This window comes from Franconibacter helveticus LMG 23732, from assembly GCF_000463115.2.
In the GTDB taxonomy this organism is placed as follows: Bacteria; Pseudomonadota; Gammaproteobacteria; order Enterobacterales; family Enterobacteriaceae; genus Franconibacter; species Franconibacter helveticus.
Genome location: NZ_AWFX01000045.1, coordinates 167,891 through 189,110 on the forward strand (window position 1 = coordinate 167,891; position 21,220 = coordinate 189,110).

General features: G+C 55.5%; 13 protein-coding genes. 5 read left to right on the forward strand and 8 right to left on the reverse strand.

Annotated elements, in window-relative coordinates; genetic code table 11:
* Nucleotides 1–10 precede the first annotated feature (10 nt).
* From DW56_RS13230 to DW56_RS13255, 6 genes are all read right to left on the reverse strand, one after another.
* A complete protein-coding gene (locus DW56_RS13230; RefSeq protein ID WP_081711395.1) occupies nucleotides 11–460 on the reverse strand; it encodes a type II secretion system protein N in 450 nt (149 codons plus the stop codon).
* A gap of 284 nt (nucleotides 461–744) precedes the next feature.
* Complete coding sequence (locus DW56_RS13235) at nucleotides 745–2,391, reverse strand: multidrug ABC transporter permease/ATP-binding protein (protein WP_024554066.1); 1,647 nt, start codon at nucleotides 2,389–2,391, stop codon at nucleotides 745–747.
* A gap of 78 nt (nucleotides 2,392–2,469) precedes the next feature.
* Nucleotides 2,470–3,117, reverse strand: coding sequence for a DNA oxidative demethylase AlkB (gene alkB, locus DW56_RS13240; protein ID WP_024554067.1), 648 nt, complete (start codon nucleotides 3,115–3,117; stop codon nucleotides 2,470–2,472).
* Nucleotides 3,117–4,184 carry a bifunctional DNA-binding transcriptional regulator/O6-methylguanine-DNA methyltransferase Ada gene (ada, locus tag DW56_RS13245; RefSeq protein ID WP_024554068.1) on the reverse strand — a complete coding sequence of 356 codons (1,068 nt, stop codon included), beginning with the start codon at nucleotides 4,182–4,184 and terminating at the stop codon, nucleotides 3,117–3,119. Before ada ends, alkB begins: the two co-directional genes overlap by 1 nt.
* A 72-nt stretch (nucleotides 4,185–4,256) precedes the next feature.
* Nucleotides 4,257–5,300, reverse strand: a complete 1,044-nt coding sequence (gene apbE, locus DW56_RS13250) for an FAD:protein FMN transferase ApbE (protein WP_024554069.1) — start codon at nucleotides 5,298–5,300, stop codon at nucleotides 4,257–4,259.
* A gap of 107 nt (nucleotides 5,301–5,407) precedes the next feature.
* Nucleotides 5,408–6,529 (reverse strand): porin OmpC, encoded by a 1,122-nt coding sequence (locus DW56_RS13255; RefSeq protein ID WP_024554070.1) that lies wholly within the window; start codon nucleotides 6,527–6,529, stop codon nucleotides 5,408–5,410.
* Between the two features lie 865 nt (nucleotides 6,530–7,394).
* Here DW56_RS13255 and rcsD point away from each other — a divergent pair.
* Together rcsD and rcsB are read left to right on the forward strand one after the other, a co-directional pair.
* Complete coding sequence (gene rcsD / locus DW56_RS13260) at nucleotides 7,395–10,046, forward strand: phosphotransferase RcsD (protein WP_035890021.1); 2,652 nt, start codon at nucleotides 7,395–7,397, stop codon at nucleotides 10,044–10,046.
* A gap of 16 nt (nucleotides 10,047–10,062) precedes the next feature.
* Nucleotides 10,063–10,713, forward strand: coding sequence for a response regulator transcription factor RcsB (gene rcsB, locus DW56_RS13265; RefSeq protein ID WP_024554072.1), 651 nt, complete (start codon nucleotides 10,063–10,065; stop codon nucleotides 10,711–10,713).
* Between the two features lie 76 nt (nucleotides 10,714–10,789).
* Here rcsB and rcsC read toward each other — a convergent pair whose 3' ends face one another.
* Nucleotides 10,790–13,636, reverse strand: a complete 2,847-nt coding sequence (gene rcsC / locus DW56_RS13270) for a two-component system sensor histidine kinase RcsC (RefSeq protein ID WP_024554073.1) — start codon at nucleotides 13,634–13,636, stop codon at nucleotides 10,790–10,792.
* 125 nt (nucleotides 13,637–13,761) lie between these two features.
* The gene (gyrA, locus tag DW56_RS13275; protein WP_029589834.1) at nucleotides 13,762–16,407 is read right to left on the reverse strand and encodes a DNA topoisomerase (ATP-hydrolyzing) subunit A; all 2,646 of its coding nucleotides are present in this window, start codon (nucleotides 16,405–16,407) and stop codon (nucleotides 13,762–13,764) included.
* A gap of 158 nt (nucleotides 16,408–16,565) precedes the next feature.
* Here gyrA and ubiG point away from each other — a divergent pair, with 158 nt between their 5' ends.
* From ubiG to nrdB, 3 genes are all read left to right on the forward strand, one after another.
* Nucleotides 16,566–17,300: a bifunctional 2-polyprenyl-6-hydroxyphenol methylase/3-demethylubiquinol 3-O-methyltransferase UbiG gene (gene ubiG, locus DW56_RS13280; RefSeq protein WP_024552489.1), complete on the forward strand. Its 735-nt coding sequence runs from the start codon at nucleotides 16,566–16,568 to the stop codon at nucleotides 17,298–17,300.
* A 343-nt stretch (nucleotides 17,301–17,643) separates the two neighbouring features.
* Nucleotides 17,644–19,929, forward strand: coding sequence for a class 1a ribonucleoside-diphosphate reductase subunit alpha (nrdA, locus tag DW56_RS13285; protein WP_024552490.1), 2,286 nt, complete (start codon nucleotides 17,644–17,646; stop codon nucleotides 19,927–19,929).
* Between the two features lie 159 nt (nucleotides 19,930–20,088).
* Entirely contained in the window at nucleotides 20,089–21,219 is a 1,131-nt protein-coding gene (gene nrdB, locus DW56_RS13290) for a class Ia ribonucleoside-diphosphate reductase subunit beta (RefSeq protein ID WP_024552491.1), read from the forward strand.
* Nucleotide 21,220: the final 1 nt, after the last annotated feature.

Here is a 21,220-nt window from a genome sequence, read left to right on the forward strand (position 1 = left end):
CGAGAAGCTATTATGTATTTTGCTTTGTGTAATCCGGCGCGGGCAATTTAACATCCTGATTAACGCCCTGATAATTTACCTCAATATGATCTTTAGTAATCGCCACAACACGCGCGTTATCATATCCCTTTAATGTTTCGCCAACGTGATAAACCACCTGCTCCGCGCCCTGCTTAACAATCGTGGCGGAGAGATCTTCTTTATTACTGAAAACAATTCCGCTGATATCCAGCGCCAGCTGCGGCGCGTTTGCCTGCATGGCTGGTGCCGTAACGGCAGGGTTGAAAAGCGCGAGCGTTACCGGGGCGGCAGGCGGGTTCGCTACGGTTTGAACCTGTTGAAGTTGTTCGCGGGTTTGCGACCAGTTCAGCCAGCCACTGGCCGTCTGCATTACGCCCGCCAGAGCGATGATGCCGCACAGTGCGGGCGCGAAATATTTTTTAATAGCAGGAGTCATCATATTTTCACTATTGAGTTTAAGGATAAACTTATTGCCGAAATGCGTTTATCTGATTTACGGCGTGATATTTAGCGAGGGAATTCTAACAAGCGCTAATTGCGTCCACCACCAAAACATTCACCAGCACAATAAATCAAAAATAACATTTCTTTCTTAAATAAAAGCACTTAGCGAAAATAACCAAATTAAGCAGGAAAGAATTCGATTTTCAGAAAGACTGAATACAGCGATTTTCGTCATAAAATAGCGGGCGCGGCCTTTTTACAGCTGGCCGCGCCCTGCTATTAACCGCCGATACGCGCTACGGCATCGCGGCTGGCAAGCGCACGCTCTTCGCCGGTCAGTTCGCTTAACTGCCCCTGGCGCATCTCCAGCAGACGGTCGGCGTGAATAAAGTAGTGATCGTCATGGCTGATGGCGAAAATGGTTTTCCCCATCTGCTGCATCAGCGGCAGCAGGACCTGATAAAACTCGCGGCGGAAATGCGGGTCCTGATCCGCCGCCCATTCATCCAGCAAAATGATGTCGCGGTCTTCCGCCAGCGCCAGCAGCAGCGCAACGCGCTTCTTCTGCCCTTTAGAGAGCTTAAGATTGAGGATTTTCCCGTTGTCCAGCTCCAGCTTTTCAGCCATTTTCAGCCGCTTCAGCCAGGCTTCCACCAGCACCGGGTTCGCCGCTTCGCCCTTTGGCCCCAGCAGCTTGTCGAATAGCCAGACGTCAGTGAAGACCGCCGAGAAGTGCTGGCGGTAAGCGTCCATTTCGCTTGCGCTAATCGCTTTGCCATCCAGCAAGATCTCCCCGCTAACCGGTTCATAAAGGCCGGTCAGCAGCATAGCGAGCGTGGATTTACCGCTGCCGTTGCCCCCTATCAGGAACAGCAGTTCGCCGCGATGAATAGTGAGATTTAGCGGGCCGACGCCGAAGCTGCCGTCGCTGTAGCTGAACGTCACGTCGCGAAGCTCCAGCGTTTGCCAGTCGGCGAACTTTTCAGGGCGTTTAAAGTCAGGCTGATAAGCCGCCAGCTGAAACTGCTTCAGCTTATTAAACGCCACCTGGGCGGTGAGCAGCGTCGGCAACGCGCCCATTGCGGAAAGCAGCGGCGTGCGCAAAAAGAGCAGCGCCAGCGAGTAGGTCGCCGCCACGTTGGTATCCGCCCAGCCGAGGCCATTCGCCATCCAGAACACCAGACCAATCACCCCGAGCATCATAATGTTCGACCAGTTGACGGCGCTCAGGTGAAAGGTGTCGGCGCGGATAATGTGCTGGCGATAGCTTTGCGCGTCTGGCTTGTAGACGTTGTCAAAAATATATTCCGCGCGCTCGCGATTAAGCGCCAGCTCTTTGCGCCCTTCCAGCACCGTCTGGAAATCGTTATAGAGGCTGTCTTCCACTTCGCGCAGCGTGGCGATGTGCTTATAAACGCGCTGCACCAGCAGGTAGCCAATCCACAGCGTAATGGCAATCCACACGGCGGTAACCAGCAGCATTCTGGACGACAGCCAGCCAAGATAAATAGCGCTGCCGACCGTCAGGATAATCCCCTGCACCAGTTCCGGCAGGCGCACAAAAGCGATGGTGATGTTACGCACGTCGCTGGTCAGCCCCGCCAGCAGCGTGGCGCTGCCGAGCTTTTCGACCTGCTCGACCGGCGTATCCATAATGCGCTTGATAAACTCGCTGCGCAGGCGGTACACAAAATGGTGCCCAAGCATCGTTAACGCCAGCTGCGAGGCGAGCGTTACCGCCATCAGCACCAGCAGCAGGCCGAGAAATTCCGGCAGCACCGCAAGCGTGAGATCGGCAGTGGCTATCAGACGTTGGTTAATAAAAGCGATAAGGCCTATACCCAGCGCGGCGCTGGCGAGGCTTAACGCCAGCACCAGCACAAACGGCAGACGGTACTGGCGCCAGACAAGGCGCAGAAGTTCCATAAAAGCAGCTACCCACAGAAAACAAAACAGCGAGCAGTTTAAACGGCGTGAACGCGACGGCAAGAATAATTCTTATTTTTATTCGCCTTTGCCCGCCTGCCGGAACGTCAGATTGTAGCGCCAGGGTCCGGCGTCGGGATGGTCGCCTGGTTTCAGCGGCTGAATGCCGTGATAAAAAAGGCGCGACGGCCCACCCCACACCACCACATCGCCATGTTCCAGCAGCAGCCTTTTCAACGGATCGCTGCGCTTAAGCCCGCCCCACTGAAACACCGCGGGCAGCCCAAGCGAGACGGAAACAATCGGCGCTCGCAGGTTCGGCTCGTCTTTATCCTGATGCAGCGAAAGTTTCGCCCCGGGCGCATAGCGGTTAATCAAACAGGCGTCCGGCTGAAAATCGTCGTAGCCCGCGGCTTTCGCCGCCGCGTCGCAAAGACGGCGAAAGGCGGGCGGGATGTCAGGCCAGGGTTTACCGGTGAGCGGATCGCGCGTTGCGTAGCTGTAACCGCTGCGGCTGCTGGTCCAGCCCAGCGAACCGCAGCTGGTCATCGCCACCGACATGGTGTAGCCGCCTGGCGTCACCATCTGGCGAAAAGGCGACTGCGCCGCCACGTCTGCGATAGTCGCCAGCAGTTCCGAGGCCGTGGCGAAGGCGAAACGGCGCAGTATCACCGCCCCTTCGTCGAGCGGCTCCTGCCAGGGCGGCTGGTCGGCAAAGAGATCCATTACTTCTCCTTTTTCACTTTGGCTTCCCAGGCCAGCAGCGCGGCTTTACGCGCCACGCCCCAGCGGTAGCCCGCCAGCGCGCCGTCGCCGCGCACGACCCGGTGACACGGAATCACCACCGCAAGCTTATTGGCGGCGCAGGCGCTCGCCACCGCGCGCACGGCGCCGGGCTTGCCGATTTTGCGCGCCAGCTCGCTGTAACTTAGCGTGCTGCCGGCGGGAATATCGCGCAGCGCCTGCCAGACCTGCTGCTGGAAGGCGGTGCCGCGAATATCAAGCGGCAGCGCCCATTTGCCCTGCGGGGCGTCAAGAAAGGCTATTACCTGCGCGACGCGTTCATCAAAAGCGGCATCCTGCGAAGGCTGCGCGCCGGGAAAAAGCGCGAGCAGTTCGGCTTCCAGCGCCTCGCGGCTTTCGCCGGGGAGAATGGCGCAGACGCCCCGCTCGCTCTGCGCCACCAGGCACAGCCCCAGCTGGCACGGCGCGAGAGTCCAGACGACGCTGGCGGATTCGCCGCCGCGCCCATATTGCCGCGGCGTCATGCCAAGCGCAGCGTCAGCCTCGCGATAAAACGCGCTGCCGCATGCGTAACCGGCGGCGTAGAGCGCATCGGTAACCTTCTCTTCTTTGCGCAGGGCGTTGCGCACTTTTTGCACCCGCAGCGCCTGCTGCCAGGCTTTCGGCGTCAGCCCGGTAACCGCCTTAAATTGCCGGTGAAAATGATACGGACTCATCGCCGCATTTTGCGCAAGTTCAGCAAGCGTAAGGGGCGCGTCGCTTGACGCCATCAGCCGGCAGGCGGCGGCAATGCGCATCGCCTTCTGTTGTTCAGGCGGCGCTTTGTCAGGCTGGCAGCGCTTGCAGGGACGAAACCCGGCTGCCAGCGCGCCTGCGGCGTCGGGGTAGAAGCGCACGTTGGCGCGCAGCGGACGCCGGGCGCGACAGGAAGGACGGCAGAAAATACCGGTCGTGACCACCGCAAAAACAAAGCGTTCGTCGGCTTGCGCGTCGCGGCGCTCTACCGCCTGCCAGCGCGCCTGTTCGGAGGTAAAATCTTCACGTTTCATAACAGACTCCTCTTTATAAGGTAGCCCTACTCTGCGCGCGCGCCACGCGTAAAAAACCCGCCATCTTGCTTTTTAATTTTTTTCGCTCACCAGGAAGGTGCGAAACGGCGGCGACATCCAGACCGAGAACCCTTCGGCCTCTTTCGTCACGAGATAAACCGCCAGCCCCTCTTTTAGCGCCACCGCTTTGGCCTTTTCCGGCCCCAGCACCATCAGGCCGGTATCCCAGCCGTCCGCCTCAAGCGCCGTAGGCGAGATAACCGTCACGGAGACCAGCTTATGGGTAATCGGCCGCCCGGTGGCAGGGTCGATAACGTGGGAAAGCCGTTTACCGTCGAGTTCGTAATAGTTGCGATAGCTGCCCGAGGTGCTGATGCCATGGCCGTTGATATCAACGATCGCCTGCACGGCGTTCTCCTGGTCGGTCGGCTTTTGAATCGCCACGCGCCAGGGGTTGCCCTGCGGATTCGTCCCCCGGCTTGCCAGCGCCCCGCCCACCGAAACCAGATAGCGGCTGATCCCTTCTTGCTCCATCAAACGCGCCAGATGATCCGCCGCGTAGCCTTCCCCTACGGTCGAAAGGTCAACAAAAAGACCCGGCAGATCTTTTTGCAGAAACTGTTGGCCTGCGCGGTTTATGACCGACAGGTGCTGCAAGCCGGTTTGCGCCTTCGCGGCGGCGATTTGCGCTTCATCCGGCGTTTTCACCGGCTGTCTGGCCGGGCCGAAGCCCCATAAATTCACCAGCGGGCCGACGGTAATGTCCATCGCGCCGTCAGTCTTTGCGCCAATCCGTAAAGAAAGGGTAACGATGTCGCTCATCGCCTCTTCTACCGGCCAGGGCTGCGTGCTGGCGGAGCGGTTGAAGCGCATCAGCGCCGAGTCGTTTTTCCAGGTAGAGAGCAGCCGGTCATCGCCATCCAGCTGCGCCTGAATTTTTTTACGCAGGTCGTCTGCGCGGGCGGCATCGATGCCCGCGAGGCTCACGCGCCAGAATGTGCCCATGGTTTTGCCTTCCAGCACCAGCGGCGTCGCCTGGGTGGAAGAGGAGTTGTCGCAGCCGACGAGCAACAGCGCGCAGGCCAGCAAGCCCGCGCAAAGGGAATGGAACTTCATGCTTTTTCCTCACGCTTAAGCGGCGAGAGTACAACAAAAGCGCGCGCCGTGGATGACGCGGCAAATAAAAAAGGGGCCCGCAGGCCCCTTATGCAATGTCGTGCGGCTTAGAACTGGTAAACCAGGCCCAGCGCTACGATGTCGTCAGTACCGGTGCCAGTGGCGCGGGTAAAGTCGTTGTCATCAACCAGGTTGATTTTGTAATCAACATAGGTGGACATGTTTTTGTTGAAGTAGTAGGTCGCGCCCACATCCACATATTTCAGCAGATCCTGGTCGCCGTAACCACCTTCGATGTCCTTACCGCGGGATTGCAGGTAAGCCACGGACGGGCGCAGACCGAAGTCGAACTGGTACTGCGCAACCACTTCGAAGTTCTGTGCTTTGTTCGCGAAGCCGTAATCATCAGTACGGCCGCTGCCGTTGGAGGTACCGAAACGGGTAGCGTTGTAAGTCTGGGAGTACTGCGCCGCCAGGTAGATGTTGTTAGCGTCGTATTTCACGCCGCCGCTGTAAACTTCAGCGTGGTCGCCGTTGCCGTATACGCCAGCCGCGTTCTGGTCAGCGGTACGCTTGGAGGAGCTGGCTGCTGCGCCGATAGCGAAACCTTCGCCCAGATCGTAAGTCAGGGACGCGCCGTAGCCGTCGCCGTTCTGTTTCAGCAGGCTGCGACCGTTAGCGACGTCGTTTTCACCGCTGACGCTGCCGTTTTTACCCTGATATTGCAGAGCAAAGTTCAGACCGTCGACCAGACCGAAGAAGTCGGTGTTGCGGTAGGTGGCTACGCCGTTAGCGCGAGATTGCAGGAAGTTGTCCGCGCCGTAAGTGTCGCCGCCGAATTCCGGCAGAACGTCGGTCCAGGAGGTCACGTCGTAGATTACGCCGTAGTTACGACCGTAGTCGAAAGAACCGGCATCGCCGAATTTCACGCCCGCGAACGCGACACGAGACCAGGAACGGTTAGTGGTTTCCGCGTCGTTACCCTGGATCTGGTATTCCCACTGGCCGTAGCCGGTGATCTGATCGTTAACCTGGGTTTCGCCTTTGAAACCGATACGCATGTAAGTCTGGTCGCCGTCGTTGCCAGCGTCGTCAGAGAAATAGTGCAGGCCGTCAACTTTGCCGAACAGGTCTAATTTGTTGCCGTCTTTGTTATAAATTTCAGCCGCCTGTGCGGCGCCTGCGACCAGCAGAGCTGGGATAAGCAGGGATAGTGCTTTAACTTTCATCTTATTAACCCTCTATTGTTATATGCCTTTTTTATTTGCCACTGCGTACTGACGCTTTTCACATCAGTCGGCGAACCCATTCTCCGCAAAAAAGCAGAATAATCCAATGCGAATATGATACGAAAACTTTGAAAATGTATATTTTATGCCGCGAGGTGTAACAGGATATTAATAACGGGGAACTTTTTTAGCGCACCAATTGCTAAAAATATTCGCATTATTTATCAAGCAAATATAAATAAATCAATAATTTCAATGCGATAATACAGGATATTTTTGACCGCACTGATTGCCAAAACAGCACAGGCGATCCCGTCTAAAATTACTCTCGCTATCATCATTAACTTTATTTATTACCGTCATTCAGATCTGAATGTTCGATTTACCCCTATTCCTGCCGGATGCTCGCATCCGGTTTTTTTTACCTGAATTTACCCGCTTCGTTATTATCCCGTCACGTTAATAAAAAAATTAACGACTATTAATTAATCAATTTCTGTTTTAGCCATCTGTTATTACTCTGATTAAATTTATGGCTTCTTTTAGTCAGGGAATTTTTAATACTCGCCGTTCCCGGCCTCTTTTTTAGCCATCGACTGTACTTTTAATGCGCAAGAGACCGGAGCCGTGGAGCCGCCCGCATGATTGTTATTTAGCGCAGTTATCATCCATCTGGAAAATCATACGTTTCGCTTTATACTGCATGATTTGCGATACTGGCGAACATCCGGAAACGCTCTCTGCCCTTTACCGCACCGCGTTACGACAGCGAGACGTTTCCCGATACAGGCAGCAAGCGGTTTTCTTTTTTTCATTACGGCGCATGGCCGGTGGATTGCACACAACGATGAGTCAGTCAGACGCGATGATCCCCAACAAGTTTTCCCTGTTACCGGGCAGTATTACCCGTTTCTTTTTATTGCTGATCGTAGTGTTGCTGGTTTCGCTGGGCGTAATGGTGCAAAGCGCGGTTAACGCCTGGCTTAAAGACAGAAGCTATCAGATTGTCGATATCACCCGCGCCATGCATAAGCGGGTAGATACCTGGCGTTACGCGACCTGGCAGATCTACGACAATATCGCTGCCGCCAATTCCGCCTCCGAAGGCGCGAATCTTCAGGAAACGCGGCTGCGCCAGGATGTCTATTACCTGGAAAAGCCGCGCCGTAAAACCGAAGCGTTGATTTTCGGCTCTCATGACAGTTCAACGCTTGAGATGACCCAGCGTATTTCAACCTATCTTGATACCCTGTGGGGCGCAGAAACCGTACCCTGGTCGATGTATTACCTGAACGGCCAGGATAACAGCATGATCCTTATCTCCACCCTGCCGCTAAAAGATCTCTCCTCCGGCTTTAAAGAGTCTTCGGTAGGCAATATTGTCGACTCCCGCCGCGCAGAGATGTTGCAACAGGCTAACGCGCTGGATGAACGGGAAAGCTTCTCGCCCCTGCGCCGGCTCGCCTGGCAAAACGGCCACTACTTTACGCTACGCACGACCTTTAACCAGCCAGGGCATCTTGCAACCGTTGTGGCGTTCGATTTACCGATTAACGACCTGATCCCCCCCGGCATGCCGCTGGAAAGTTTCCGCCTTGAGCAGGACAACGGCCAGGCTACGCTCTCCGGCACCGATAAAGAGACGCCAGACAGCGTCACGATTAACTTCAATAGCTCGCGCATTGAAATTGCCTCGCCGTTAAGCTCCACCAACCTTCGCCTGGTATGGGAAGTCCCGTTCGGCACGCTGATGATGGATACGCTGCAAAACATTTTGCTGCCGCTGCTGCTGAATCTCGGCCTGCTGGCACTGGCGCTGTTCGGCTACACCACATTTCGCAACCAACCTACGACCCGCCCCCAGGAAACCCCGAGCGGCAATAATAAAGAATTACATATGCTGCGGGCTCTGAATGAAGAGATTGTCTCGTTGCTGCCGCTTGGCCTGCTGGTGCATGACCAGGAGAGCAATCGCACGGTCATCAGCAATAAAATTGCCGACCATTTATTGCCGCATCTCAATTTACAGAACATCACCTCTATGGCCGACCAGCATCAGGGGGTGATCCAGGCGACGGTTAATAATGAGCTTTATGAAATCCGCCAGTTTCGCAGCCAGGTCGCGTCGCGCACGCAGATATTTATTATCCGCGATCAGGACCGCGAAATTCTGGTAAATAAAAAGCTCAAGCAGGCGCAGCGCCTCTATGAGAAAAATCAGCAGGGTCGCGCCGCCTTTATGCATCACATGGGCGAGGCGTTAAGCGCGCCGGTGAAGCAGCTGGCCGAGCAGGCCACCGCCCTGCATAGCGATGAAAGCCTGGCGCTTGCGGATCAGGCAGACCGGATTGTGCGGCTGGTGGAGGAGATTCAGCTGGCGAACCAGCTTGAAGCGGATAGCTGGAAAAGCCACAGCAGCGCTTTCGTCATTCAGGATTTGATCGACGAAGTGGTGCCTGAAGTCCTGCCCGTTATTAAGCGCAAAGGGCTGCAACTGCTTATCAATAACCAGCTGCCGGCACATGAAGAGCGTCACGGCGACCGCGAAGCGTTGCGTAAAATTTTGCTGATGCTGCTTCATTACTCCGTCACGACAACGCAGATGGGGAAAATTACGCTGGAAATCAGCGCGGAAGAGCATGAGAAAGAGCGTTTGCTGCTGCGCATTCTTGATACGGGCGACGGCATTAATACCAGCGAAATCGATAACCTGCACTTCCCGTATCTTAATGACACCTCCGGCGACCGCTTCGGCAAGGCTAACGGACTGACCTTCTGGCTTTGCAACCAGCTTGCGCGCCGTCTGGGCGGCAGCCTGAACATTAAATCTCGCCAGGATCTGGGCACCCGTTATTCGCTGCATGTCACCATGGCGGCAGAGCCGGTGAATGAAGCCGAGCGTGAAGAGGGCCTGCTGGACGATGTGATAGCGATGGTGGATGTCACCTCCAGCGAAGTACGCAATGTAGTTGTTCGCCAGCTTGAACAGTGGGGAGCGACCTGCATCACGCCGGATGAAAGACTGGCGAGTCAAGAGTTTGATCTGTTTTTAACAGATAATCCGTCTAATCTTACTGCCAATGGCTTGCTTTTAAGCGATGATGAGGACGGCGTGAAGCGAATCGGCAACGGTAAGTTCCGCGTCAACTTCAACATCAGTAATGCTATGCAGGAAGCGGTGCTACAACTTATAGAGGAGCAGCTGGCACAGGAAGAAGTTCCCGAGTCACCTTTGGGCGGCGATGAGAATACGCAGCTCCATGCCAGCGGCTATTACGCGCTGTTTGTCGACACGGTACCGGACGATGTTCAGAGACTGTATACTGAATCAGCAGCGGGCGACTACGCTACGCTTGCGCTGACCGCGCATCGCCTGAAAGGGGTGTTTGCAATGCTGAATCTGATACCCGGCAAGCAGTTATGTGAAACGCTGGAGCATCATATTCGTGAGAACGATGCACCAACCATAGAAAAATATATCAGCGACATTGACGCTTACGTCAAAAGCTTGCTGTAGCAAGGTAGCCTAATACATGAACAATATGAACGTAATTATTGCCGATGACCATCCGATTGTTCTGTTCGGCATTCGTAAGTCTCTTGAACAAATCGAGTGGGTGAACGTTGTCGGTGAGTTCGAAGATTCCACAGCATTGATCAATAACTTGCCAAAGCTTGACGCGCACGTCCTTATCACCGACCTCTCTATGCCGGGCGATAAATATGGCGATGGCATTACGCTTATCAAATACATTAAGCGTCATTTCCCGAACCTCTCGATTATTGTTCTGACCATGAACAATAATCCGGCTATCTTAAGCGCCGTACTGGATCTGGATATCGAAGGCATCGTACTCAAGCAAGGCGCGCCGACCGATCTGCCCAAAGCGCTGGCGGCGTTGCAAAAAGGCAAGAAATTCACGCCGGAAAGCGTCTCTCGCCTGCTGGAGAAAATCAGCGCTGGCGGTTATGGCGACAAACGCCTGTCGCCGAAAGAGAGCGAAGTGCTGCGCCTTTTTGCTGAAGGTTTCCTGGTAACGGAAATCGCCAAGAAGCTTAACCGCAGCATTAAAACCATCAGCAGCCAGAAAAAATCGGCAATGATGAAGCTTGGCGTCGATAACGACATCGCCCTGCTTAACTACCTCTCTTCCGTAAGCCTGACGCCTGCGGACAAAGACTAAAAAAAAGCCCTCGCCATGTTGTGAGGGCTTTTTTATTTCAAGCGCGACGTTTACCCGTCGCGCTTTTTTATGGTTATTACCGCGCCCGGCGCACACGCTCGGCGTAAACCGCCAGCGTCTGCTTAAGCACATCCAGCGTCACCGGCTTGGAAAGACAGCTGTCCATGCCCGATTCAATACAGCGCTGTTTTTCTTCCGCCAGGGCGTTTGCCGTCACCCCGACTACCGGCAGCGTCAGACCAAGCTGGCGAATGCGCTGCGTCAGGCGGTAACCGTCCATGTTCGGCATGTTCACGTCGCTCAGTACGATATCAATATGATTTTTACTCAGTACGTTAAGCGCATCCACGCCGTCATTAGCCGTTTTGCATTGATAGCCAAGCGATCCCAGCTGATCGGCAAGCAGACGGCGGTTAATCGGATGATCGTCAACCACCAGGATCATCATGTCGTCGTTTTGCTCGGTGTCGCTGGCCCCCGCCTGGAGCGCTGGCGAGCCTGAAGGCACATCCACGTTAATGCTGTAAATACGCCCAAGCAGGCTGATGACGTCATGCGGCGAAGCGACGCTGTGCATCCAGACGCCGGCTGCCCGCTCCAGCGGAATGCCGATATGGCGGCGGCAGAACACAATCGCCGCGCGGCCGCGCCAGGCGCTGCTCAGCTCATCATCGGTTATCAACACATCTTCTTTATCAGGCTCTTCCCCGGCATAACACTGTACCCGGATGCCATTTTGCTCCAGTAGCGTCTGGAGATAATGGTTAAGCGAAGCGTTACGCACTGCGAGCCAGCAGCGCTTATCGGCAAGCCCGTCGACGCTGCCTTTTGGCGGCGTCTGCGCCTCGTACAGCGGGATACGCACGGTAAACTGGCTGCCCATGCCAGGTTCGGTGTCCACCGAAATATCGCCATCCATCATGCTGATAAGCTTTTCACAAATCGCGAGGCCAAGCCCGGTGCCCTGGAAGTTGCGCTGCACGCCGGTTCCCACCTGGAAGAAGGGGTCGAAGAGGCGTACGACCTCTTTCGCCGGAATACCGACGCCGGTGTCGCGCACCCGGAAGCTCAGATAATCCCCTTCCACCTGCACGTGCAGGATAATGCAGCCAATATCGGTAAACTTAATGGCGTTGCTTAACAGGTTGGAGATAACCTGTTGCAGACGCATCGGGTCGCCCTGCAACGTGAGCGGCACCTCTGGCTCAATAAAGCAGTAGAGCCCGAGCTGTTTTCGCACCACCAGCGGCAGGTAGTTGGCGGCGATATGACTCATCACTTCACGCGGCGAAAATTCGCGCGGCTCGATTTTGAGCTGTTCAGACTCAATCTTCGAGAAGTCCAGAATATCGCTAATGATTTTTAGCAGCAGGCTGGACGAGTTGTTCATCGCCGTTACCAGCCTGTCCACCCCTTTCGGCAAGGCTTTGGTTTGCAGCAGATCAAGGTTGCCGATTATACCGTAAAGCGGCGTGCGCAGCTCATGGCTGACCGTCGCGAGGAACATCGATTTTGACTGGCTCGCCTGTTCCGCCGCCTGGGCCATATCCTGTAGCGACTCCTCCATTTTCACGCGCGCCGAAACGTCCACGAGCACGCAAATAGCTACGTTTTCATTGCGATAGCGTGAATGCACAAAGCTGATTTGCAAATTGGTGTTGTTGCTGGTTAATACGTCGACGAAGTTCACCTGCTGGCCGCAGATAATCTGCGTCAGCCGCTGGCGGTCCTCATGAGTGAGCATGTTGAGGTAGTTATGCGCCAGTTCGTTAGAAAGGATGTTGGTGCCGTCGATGGTGCGCAAAATACAGATGCCCACCGGCGCAGAGGCGACAATCTTGCGGTTAAACTGCTCGTGTTCCTCCAGCCGCTGGGCGTCATTTTCCGCCGGGATAAAAATACGCCGCTCGTACATGCGCGCCAGCGTAAAGAGCACAATGCCCACCAGCACGTTCAGCAGCACGGCGTTAAGAATCAGCATGCGAATGCGCTCCAGCACCATGTCCACTGGTACGGAATAGACAATGCTGAGCGAAGAAGGCGGCAGCGTTTTCTTGAGAATTAACTGCTTAAAGCGAGCGGTGTAGCCAAACCAGGTGCGCTCCTGCGCCCAGCGGGTGTCTGGCTCAATGCGCATTTCCGGTCCGGTTAAAGAGAGCAACGGATGGCCGCTTTCATCAAGGATGGTCACCCCCATCGGCAAACTGCCTGGCGTATAGAAGTTTTCCATGCGGATGGTCTGCTCAATGCCGAGCAGCGCTTGCAGACGGTTGCCCGGGTAGACCGGCGTCAACGAGTAGAAGTAGCCGATGCCGGGCCGCGGCCCTTGTCCGACCCAGTAAAGGCTGTTGCCCCGCTCTTCCTGCGGCGCGTTGCGGTATTTCATGATGCGCTCGTGCAACGCCTGCAACGTTTTGTCGCGCTCAAGCGGCATATCACGCAGCCCAAAATCCGCCATGCACAGGTTGTCTGAACCAATCAAAAAGACGCGGTTGAGATCGTAGGCGGCTGAGAAATTATCGTGCCAGTAGCGTAAAAACCAGGAAAGCGACTGCAACGAGCCGCGCCAGGCGTTGCCAAGGGTGTTGCAGTCTGAATCGGGAAAGAGCGGCACAAACGTCGGCGTATCCAGCCGGTCGTCTGACTGCTGGCTCATTCTCAGCGTTTTATCGTCGTTCTGTAGCTGATTTTCCGCGATATATTTCAGCTCTTTCATGACGTCCGACGTACGCTGGATGTAGCGCTGCGCCTGGTCATAGCTCAGGTTAAATTCCTGATGGATCTCCGCCTCTTTATCGTGAAGCGCGCCAACAATATAAAATACCGAAAACAGCGCGATAAGCAGCCACAGTAACAGGGCTAAAGCCCGGAAAAGATAGCGGGAGACTTTAAGCGTCGTGCGAAAATTGACGAAGTATTTCAAGGTGGCACCGGTAGCCGTCGACAGGTGATGGTAAATGCCGTTTAAGGTAGCCGTAAAAAGCCAGGGTCGCAACGGCAAAGCAAAGGGCCGGTTTCCCGGCCCTTATCTTACGCATAACGAATCGCTTACTCGTCTGCGTCTTCTTCTTCCGCGTCGTCGATATCGTCATCTTCTACTTCAGATGCGATTTCGTCGTCGCCTTCCGCTACGCTGCCGTCGATAGAATCGAGTTCTTCGTCATCCACCGGCTCGGCCACGCGTTGCAGACCCACCACGTTCTCCTCTTCCGCTGTACGGATAAGGATAACGCCCTGGGTGTTACGGCCCACTTCACGGATCTCAGAAACGCGGGTGCGCACCAGCGTACCGGCATCGGTGATCATCATGATCTGGTCGCTTTCCGCAACCTGCACCGCGCCGACCACTGCGCCATTGCGCTCGGTCACCTTGATAGAGATAACGCCTTTGGTCGCGCGCGACTTGGTCGGGTACTCTTCAACCGGCGTACGCTTGCCGTAGCCATTCTGCGTGGCGGTGAGGATAGCCCCTTCGCCGCGCGGCACGATAAGCGAAACCACGCTGTCGCTCTCCGCCAGACGAATGCCGCGCACGCCAGTGGCGTTACGGCCCATCGGACGCACCGCGTCTTCTTTGAAGCGCACCACTTTCCCTTCGGCGGAGAAGAGCATCACTTCGTCGTCTTTCGCTGTCAGGTCGACGCCAATCAGCTCGTCGCCCTCTTTCAGGTTGACGGCGATGATGCCGGCGGTACGCGGACGGCTGAACTCAGTAAGCGCCGTTTTCTTCACGGTGCCGCTGGCGGTCGCCATAAAGACGCTGACGCCCTCTTCGTATTCACGCACCGGCAGAATGGCGGTGATACGCTCGTTCGCTTCCAGCGGCAGCAGGTTGACGATAGGACGCCCGCGCGCGCCGCGGCTCGCTTCCGGCAACTGGTAAACTTTCATCCAGTAGAGACGGCCGCGGCTCGAGAAGCAGAGAATGGTGTCGTGAGTATTGGCCACCAGCAGACGGTCAATAAAATCTTCTTCTTTAATGCGCGCGGCAGATTTGCCTTTCCCGCCGCGACGCTGCGCTTCGTAATCCGAAAGCGGCTGATATTTCACATAGCCCTGATGAGACAGGGTGACCACCACATCTTCCTGGTTGATCAGATCTTCAATGTTGATATCGGCGCTGTTGGCGGTGATTTCGGTACGGCGCTCGTCGCCGAACTGATCGCGGATCGCTTCCAGCTCTTCACGAATGACTTCCATCAGACGCTCGGCGCTGGAAAGGATATGCAGCAGTTCTGCGATCTCTTCCAGCAGTTGCTTGTACTCGTCGAGCAGTTTTTCGTGCTCAAGGCCGGTCAGCTTCTGCAAGCGCAGGTCGAGGATCGCCTGGGCCTGCTGCTCGGTCAGGTAGTATTTACCGTCGCGAATGCCGAACTCCGGCTCCAGCCACTCCGGACGCGCGGCGTCGTCGCCGGCGCGCTCAAGCATAGCGGCGACGTTACCCAGATCCCACCCTGAAGCGACCAGACCCGCTTTTGCCTCCGCAGGCGTCGGCGCGCGGCGGATAAGCTCAATTATCGGGTCGATGTTCGCCAGCGCGACGGCCAGCGCTTCAAGGATATGGGCGCGATCGCGCGCTTTGCGCAGTTCGAAAATAGTACGGCGCGTTACCACTTCGCGGCGGTGGCGAACGAAAGCGGCAAGGATCTCTTTAAGCGTCATGATCTTCGGCTGGCCATGGTGCAATGCCACCATGTTGATGCCGAAGGAGACCTGGAGTTGGGTCTGGGAGTAGAGGTTGTTCAGAACCACTTCGCCCACCGCGTCGCGCTTAATCTCAATGACGATACGCATACCGTCTTTGTCGGACTCGTCGCGCAGCGCGCTGATGCCTTCCACACGCTTCTCTTTCACCAGCTCGGCGATTTTCTCGATCAGGCGCGCTTTGTTCACCTGGTACGGAATTTCATGCACGATGATGGTTTCGCGGCCGGTTTTGGCGTCGGCTTCCACTTCCGCGCGGGCGCGAATGTAGATTTTGCCGCGACCGGTGCGGTACGCCTCTTCAATGCCGCGACGGCCGTTGATCAGCGCGGCGGTCGGGAAGTCCGGCCCCGGAATGTATTCCATCAGCCCTTCAACGCTGATGTCTTCATCCTCGATGTAGGCGAGGCAGCCGTTGATGACTTCAGTAAGGTTATGCGGCGGAATGTTCGTCGCCATACCTACGGCGATACCGGACGCACCGTTGACCAGCAGGTTCGGGATCTTCGTCGGCATGACTTCCGGAATTTTTTCCGTGCCGTCGTAGTTATCAACGAAATCGACCGTCTCTTTTTCAAGATCGGCCATCAGCTCATGGGCGATTTTCGCCAGGCGAATTTCGGTATAACGCATCGCCGCGGCGGAGTCGCCATCAATGGAGCCGAAGTTGCCCTGGCCGTCGACCAGCATGTAGCGCAGCGAGAACGGCTGCGCCATACGCACGATTGTGTCGTAAACTGCGGAGTCACCGTGGGGATGGTATTTACCGATTACGTCGCCGACAACACGGGCGGATTTTTTGTAGGCTTTATTCCAGTCATTGCCCAGCACGTTCATGGCGTAAAGTACGCGACGGTGAACTGGCTTGAGGCCATCTCGGACATCCGGAAGCGCGCGGCCGACGATAACCGACATCGCGTAATCCAGATAGGAGTTCTTAAGCTCTTCTTCAATGTTGACCGGTGTAATTTCTCTGGCAAGGTCGCTCATCTGACCGTTATCCCTCTACTGTGTCCCGGATTCAAAGGTGCGAAATTATAACACAAGCGGGTGATTATCGGTAAGCGGAATAGGCCCGCAGAGCGCTTTATTCCCCTGTTTTGCCTGTTATACTCGACGCTCTTGCGAAGAAAGGAGTAAAAGCGCCCATGAATGCTGAAAAACCCCCCGTTGCGCGCAACGTTGATCACGATGAAATCGCCAAATTTGAAGCCGTAGCGTCACGCTGGTGGGATAAAGAAGGCGAATTTAAACCGCTGCATCGCATCAACCCCTTGCGCCTTGGCTACATCGCCGAGCGCTCAGGCGGCCTGTTCGGCAAAAAGGTGCTGGATGTCGGCTGCGGCGGCGGCATTCTTGCGGAAAGCATGGCGCGTGAAGGCGCGACGGTAACCGGTCTTGATATGGGATTCGAACCGTTGCAGGTAGCCCGTCTGCATGCGCTGGAAAGCGGTGTTGAAGTGGACTACGTTCAGCAAACGGTGGAGGAGCACGCCAGCCAGCATGCGGGCGCCTATGATGTGGTTACCTGCATGGAGATGCTTGAGCATGTGCCGGATCCGCGCTCTGTCGTTCACGCCTGCGCAAAGCTTGTAAAACCCGGCGGCCACGTCTTTTTCTCTACGTTAAACCGCAACGGCAAATCCTGGCTGATGGCGGTCGTGGGCGCGGAATATGTGCTGCGCATGGTGCCGAAAGGCACGCATGATGCGAAGAAGTTTATTAAGCCTGCCGAACTGCTTGGCTGGGTGGATGAAACGCAACAGATCAAAGAGCGGCACATGATTGGGCTGCACTATAACCCTGTCACCGACCGTTTTAAGCTCGCGCCTGGCGTTGATGTGAATTATATGTTGCATACTCAGGCTAAAAACCCCGGTTAATATAAGCTTTTCGTATTAAAAATTGCGCAGCGCTTTGTTGCGCAATTTTCTTGCTGACCAGGAAATCGGCGTTTGATCATATTTTCATTTTTTTTCTCGCGATATTGACACGACCTCCAGCCCTTATAAGACGCGCACTTAGATAATTTTAACGTTTCGCAACCGCAAATTAACACTGAAATCAAGCCTTGTTCTCAAAAGAATCCAGACTAGAATACTCACCATATAGCGTTTAACTTATCCCAAACCCCCAATATATAGTATTTATCCACAGAGTTAATCACAAAGTGAAACCTGTGAATAAACGGGGGATATTTCTATTTCACGGACAGGTATATTTCACATGAATCAGAGTCTGCTGGTGACAAAACGTGATGGCCGTAAAGAGCGCATCGATCTGGACAAAATTCATCGTGTTCTCGACTGGGCGGCTGAAGGGCTTAACAACGTCTCTATCTCTCAGGTAGAGCTGCGCTCTCACATTCAGTTCTATGATGGCATCACGACCTCCGACATTCATGAAACCATCATCAAGGCCGCAGCGGATCTCATCTCCCGCGACGCCCCGGACTACCAGTACCTGGCCGCGCGCCTGGCTATCTTCCACCTGCGTAAAAAAGCCTACGGCCAGTTTGAGCCGCCGAAGCTTTACGATCACGTCGTCAACATGGTGGAGCTTGGCAAATACGACAGACATCTGCTGGAAGACTACACGGAAGAAGAGTTCCAGCAGATGGACGGTTTTATCGATCACCATCGTGACATGGACTTTTCCTACGCCGCTGTTAAACAGCTGGAAGGCAAATACCTGGTTCAGAACCGCGTGACCGGCGAAATCTACGAGAGCGCGCAGTTCCTCTACATTCTCGTGGCGGCGTGCCTGTTCTCCGGCTACCCGCGCGAAACCCGTCTGGATTACGTTAAACGTTTCTACGACGCGGTCTCGACGTTCAAAATTTCACTGCCGACGCCGATTATGTCCGGCGTGCGCACCCCGACTCGCCAGTTCAGCTCCTGCGTGCTGATTGAGTGCGGCGACAGCCTGGACTCCATCAACGCCACCTCCAGCGCAATTGTGAAATACGTTTCCCAGCGCGCAGGCATCGGCATCAACGCTGGCCGCATTCGCGCGCTCGGCAGCCCGATCCGCGGCGGCGAGGCGTTCCATACCGGCTGCATTCCGTTCTACAAGCATTTCCAGACTGCGGTGAAATCCTGCTCCCAGGGCGGCGTTCGCGGCGGCGCGGCAACCCTCTTCTACCCGATGTGGCATCTGGAAGTGGAAAGCCTGCTGGTGCTGAAAAACAACCGCGGCACCGAAGCGAACCGCGTGCGTCATATGGACTACGGCGTGCAGATCAACAAGCTGATGTATACCCGCTTACTGAAAGGCGAAGATATCACGCTCTTCAGCCCGTCTGACGTCCCGGGCCTCTATGACGCCTTTTTCGCCGACCAGGATGAGTTCGAGCGTCTGTATGTGAAATACGAAAAAGACGACAGCATCCGTAAGCAGCGCATTAAAGCCTCTGAGCTTTTCTCGCTGATGATGCAGGAGCGCGCCTCCACGGGCCGTATCTACATTCAGAACGTCGACCACTGCAACACCCACAGCCCGTTCGACCCGGTAGTCGCGCCGGTGCGCCAGTCTAACCTGTGTCTGGAGATCGCCCTGCCGACCAAACCGCTGGAAGATGTAAACGACGAGAATGGCGAAATCGCGCTGTGCACCCTCTCCGCCTTTAACCTTGGCGCGATTAACAACCTGAACGAGCTGGAAGAGCTGGCTATTCTTGCGGTACGCGCCCTTGACGCTCTGCTCGATTATCAGGATTACCCGATCCCGGCGGCCAAACGCGGCGCGATGGGCCGTCGTACGCTGGGCATCGGCGTGATTAACTTCGCTTACTATCTGGCGAAGCACGGCGTGCGCTACTCCGACGGCAGCGCCAACAACCTGACGCACAAAACGTTCGAAGCGATTCAGTACTTCCTGCTGAAAGCCTCCAACGAACTGGCGAAAGAGCAAGGCGCTTGCCCGTGGTTTAACGAAACCACCTACAGCAAAGGCATTCTGCCCATCGACACCTACAAGAAAGATCTGGATGCGATTGCCAACGAACCGCTGCATTACGACTGGGAAAGCCTGCGCGAATCCATCAAAACGCATGGCCTGCGCAACTCTACCCTGTCGGCGCTGATGCCTTCGGAAACCTCTTCGCAGATTTCCAACGCCACCAACGGCATTGAGCCGCCGCGCGGCCATATCAGCATCAAAGCGTCGAAAGATGGCATCCTGCGCCAGGTGGTGCCGGACTACGAACAGCTGAAAGATCAGTACGAGCTGCTGTGGGAAATGCCGAATAACGACGGCTACCTGCAACTGGTTGGCCTGATGCAGAAATTCATCGACCAGTCGATTTCGGCAAACACCAACTATGACCCGCAGCGCTTCCCGTCGGGTAAAGTGCCGATGCAGCAGTTGCTGAAAGACTTGCTCACGGCGTACAAGTTCGGCGTGAAAACGCTCTACTACCAGAACACCCGCGACGGCGCGGAAGATGCCCAGGATGACCTGGCGCCGTCCATCCAGGACGACGGCTGCGAAAGCGGCGCGTGTAAGATTTAAAAGCGGGGCGGGGAAACCCGCCCTTTTGTTGTTAAGGCGGCAGGCGGCGCTTCGCTTACCTGCCCTTGAGGAATAACCGCAACTGTTAGCCGTAGGGTGGATACGCAACGCGATCGCCACCTTCCACAGCCGATTTTGTTTGCAGACAGGATTTATGTCATGGCCTACACCACTTTTTCACAGACGAAAAACGACCAGCTGCTTGAACCGATGTTCTTCGGCCAGCCGGTAAACGTAGCGCGCTACGATCAGCAAAAATATGAAATCTTTGAAAAGCTGATTGAAAAGCAGCTCTCTTTCTTCTGGCGCCCGGAAGAGGTGGACGTTTCCCGCGACCGCATCGACTTTCAGGCATTGCCGGAGCATGAGAAACACATCTTCTTAAGTAACCTGAAATACCAGACGCTGCTGGACTCTATTCAGGGCCGCAGCCCCAACGTGGCGCTGCTGCCGCTTATCTCCATTCCGGAGCTGGAAACCTGGGTGGAAACCTGGGCGTTTTCAGAAACCATTCACTCGCGCTCTTACACCCATATCATTCGCAATATCGTCAACGACCCGGCGCTGGTGTTTGACGACATCGTAACGAATGAGCAAATCCTTAAGCGCGCTCAGGGTATCTCCCACTATTACGATGACCTGATCGAGATGACCAGCTACTGGCATCTGCTGGGTGAAGGCACGCACAGCGTCAACGGCAAAACCGTGACCGTAAACCTGCATGAGCTGAAGAAAAAGCTCTACCTGTGCCTGATGAGCGTGAACGCGCTGGAAGCGATCCGCTTCTATGTCTCTTTCGCCTGCTCCTTCGCTTTCGCCGAGCGCGAACTGATGGAAGGCAACGCCAAAATTATCCGCCTCATCGCCCGCGACGAAGCGCTGCACCTGACCGGCACGCAGCACATGCTGAACCTGATGCGCAGCGGCGAAGATGACCCGGAAATGGCGCAGATCGCTGAAGAGTGCAAACAGGAGTGCTATGACCTGTTCGTGCTGGCGGCGCAGCAGGAGAAAGAGTGGGCGGAATACCTGTTCCAGGGCGGCTCGATGATCGGCCTGAACAAAGACATTCTCTGCCAGTATGTGGAGTACATCACCAATATTCGCATGCAGGCGGTGGGGCTGGAGCTGCCGTTTAAAACCCGCTCCAACCCAATCCCGTGGATCAACACCTGGCTGGTATCAGACAACGTTCAGGTGGCGCCGCAAGAGGTAGAGGTTAGCTCTTACCTGGTCGGCCAGATCGATTCTGAAATCGACCACGACGATCTCAGCAGCTTCCAGCTCTGAT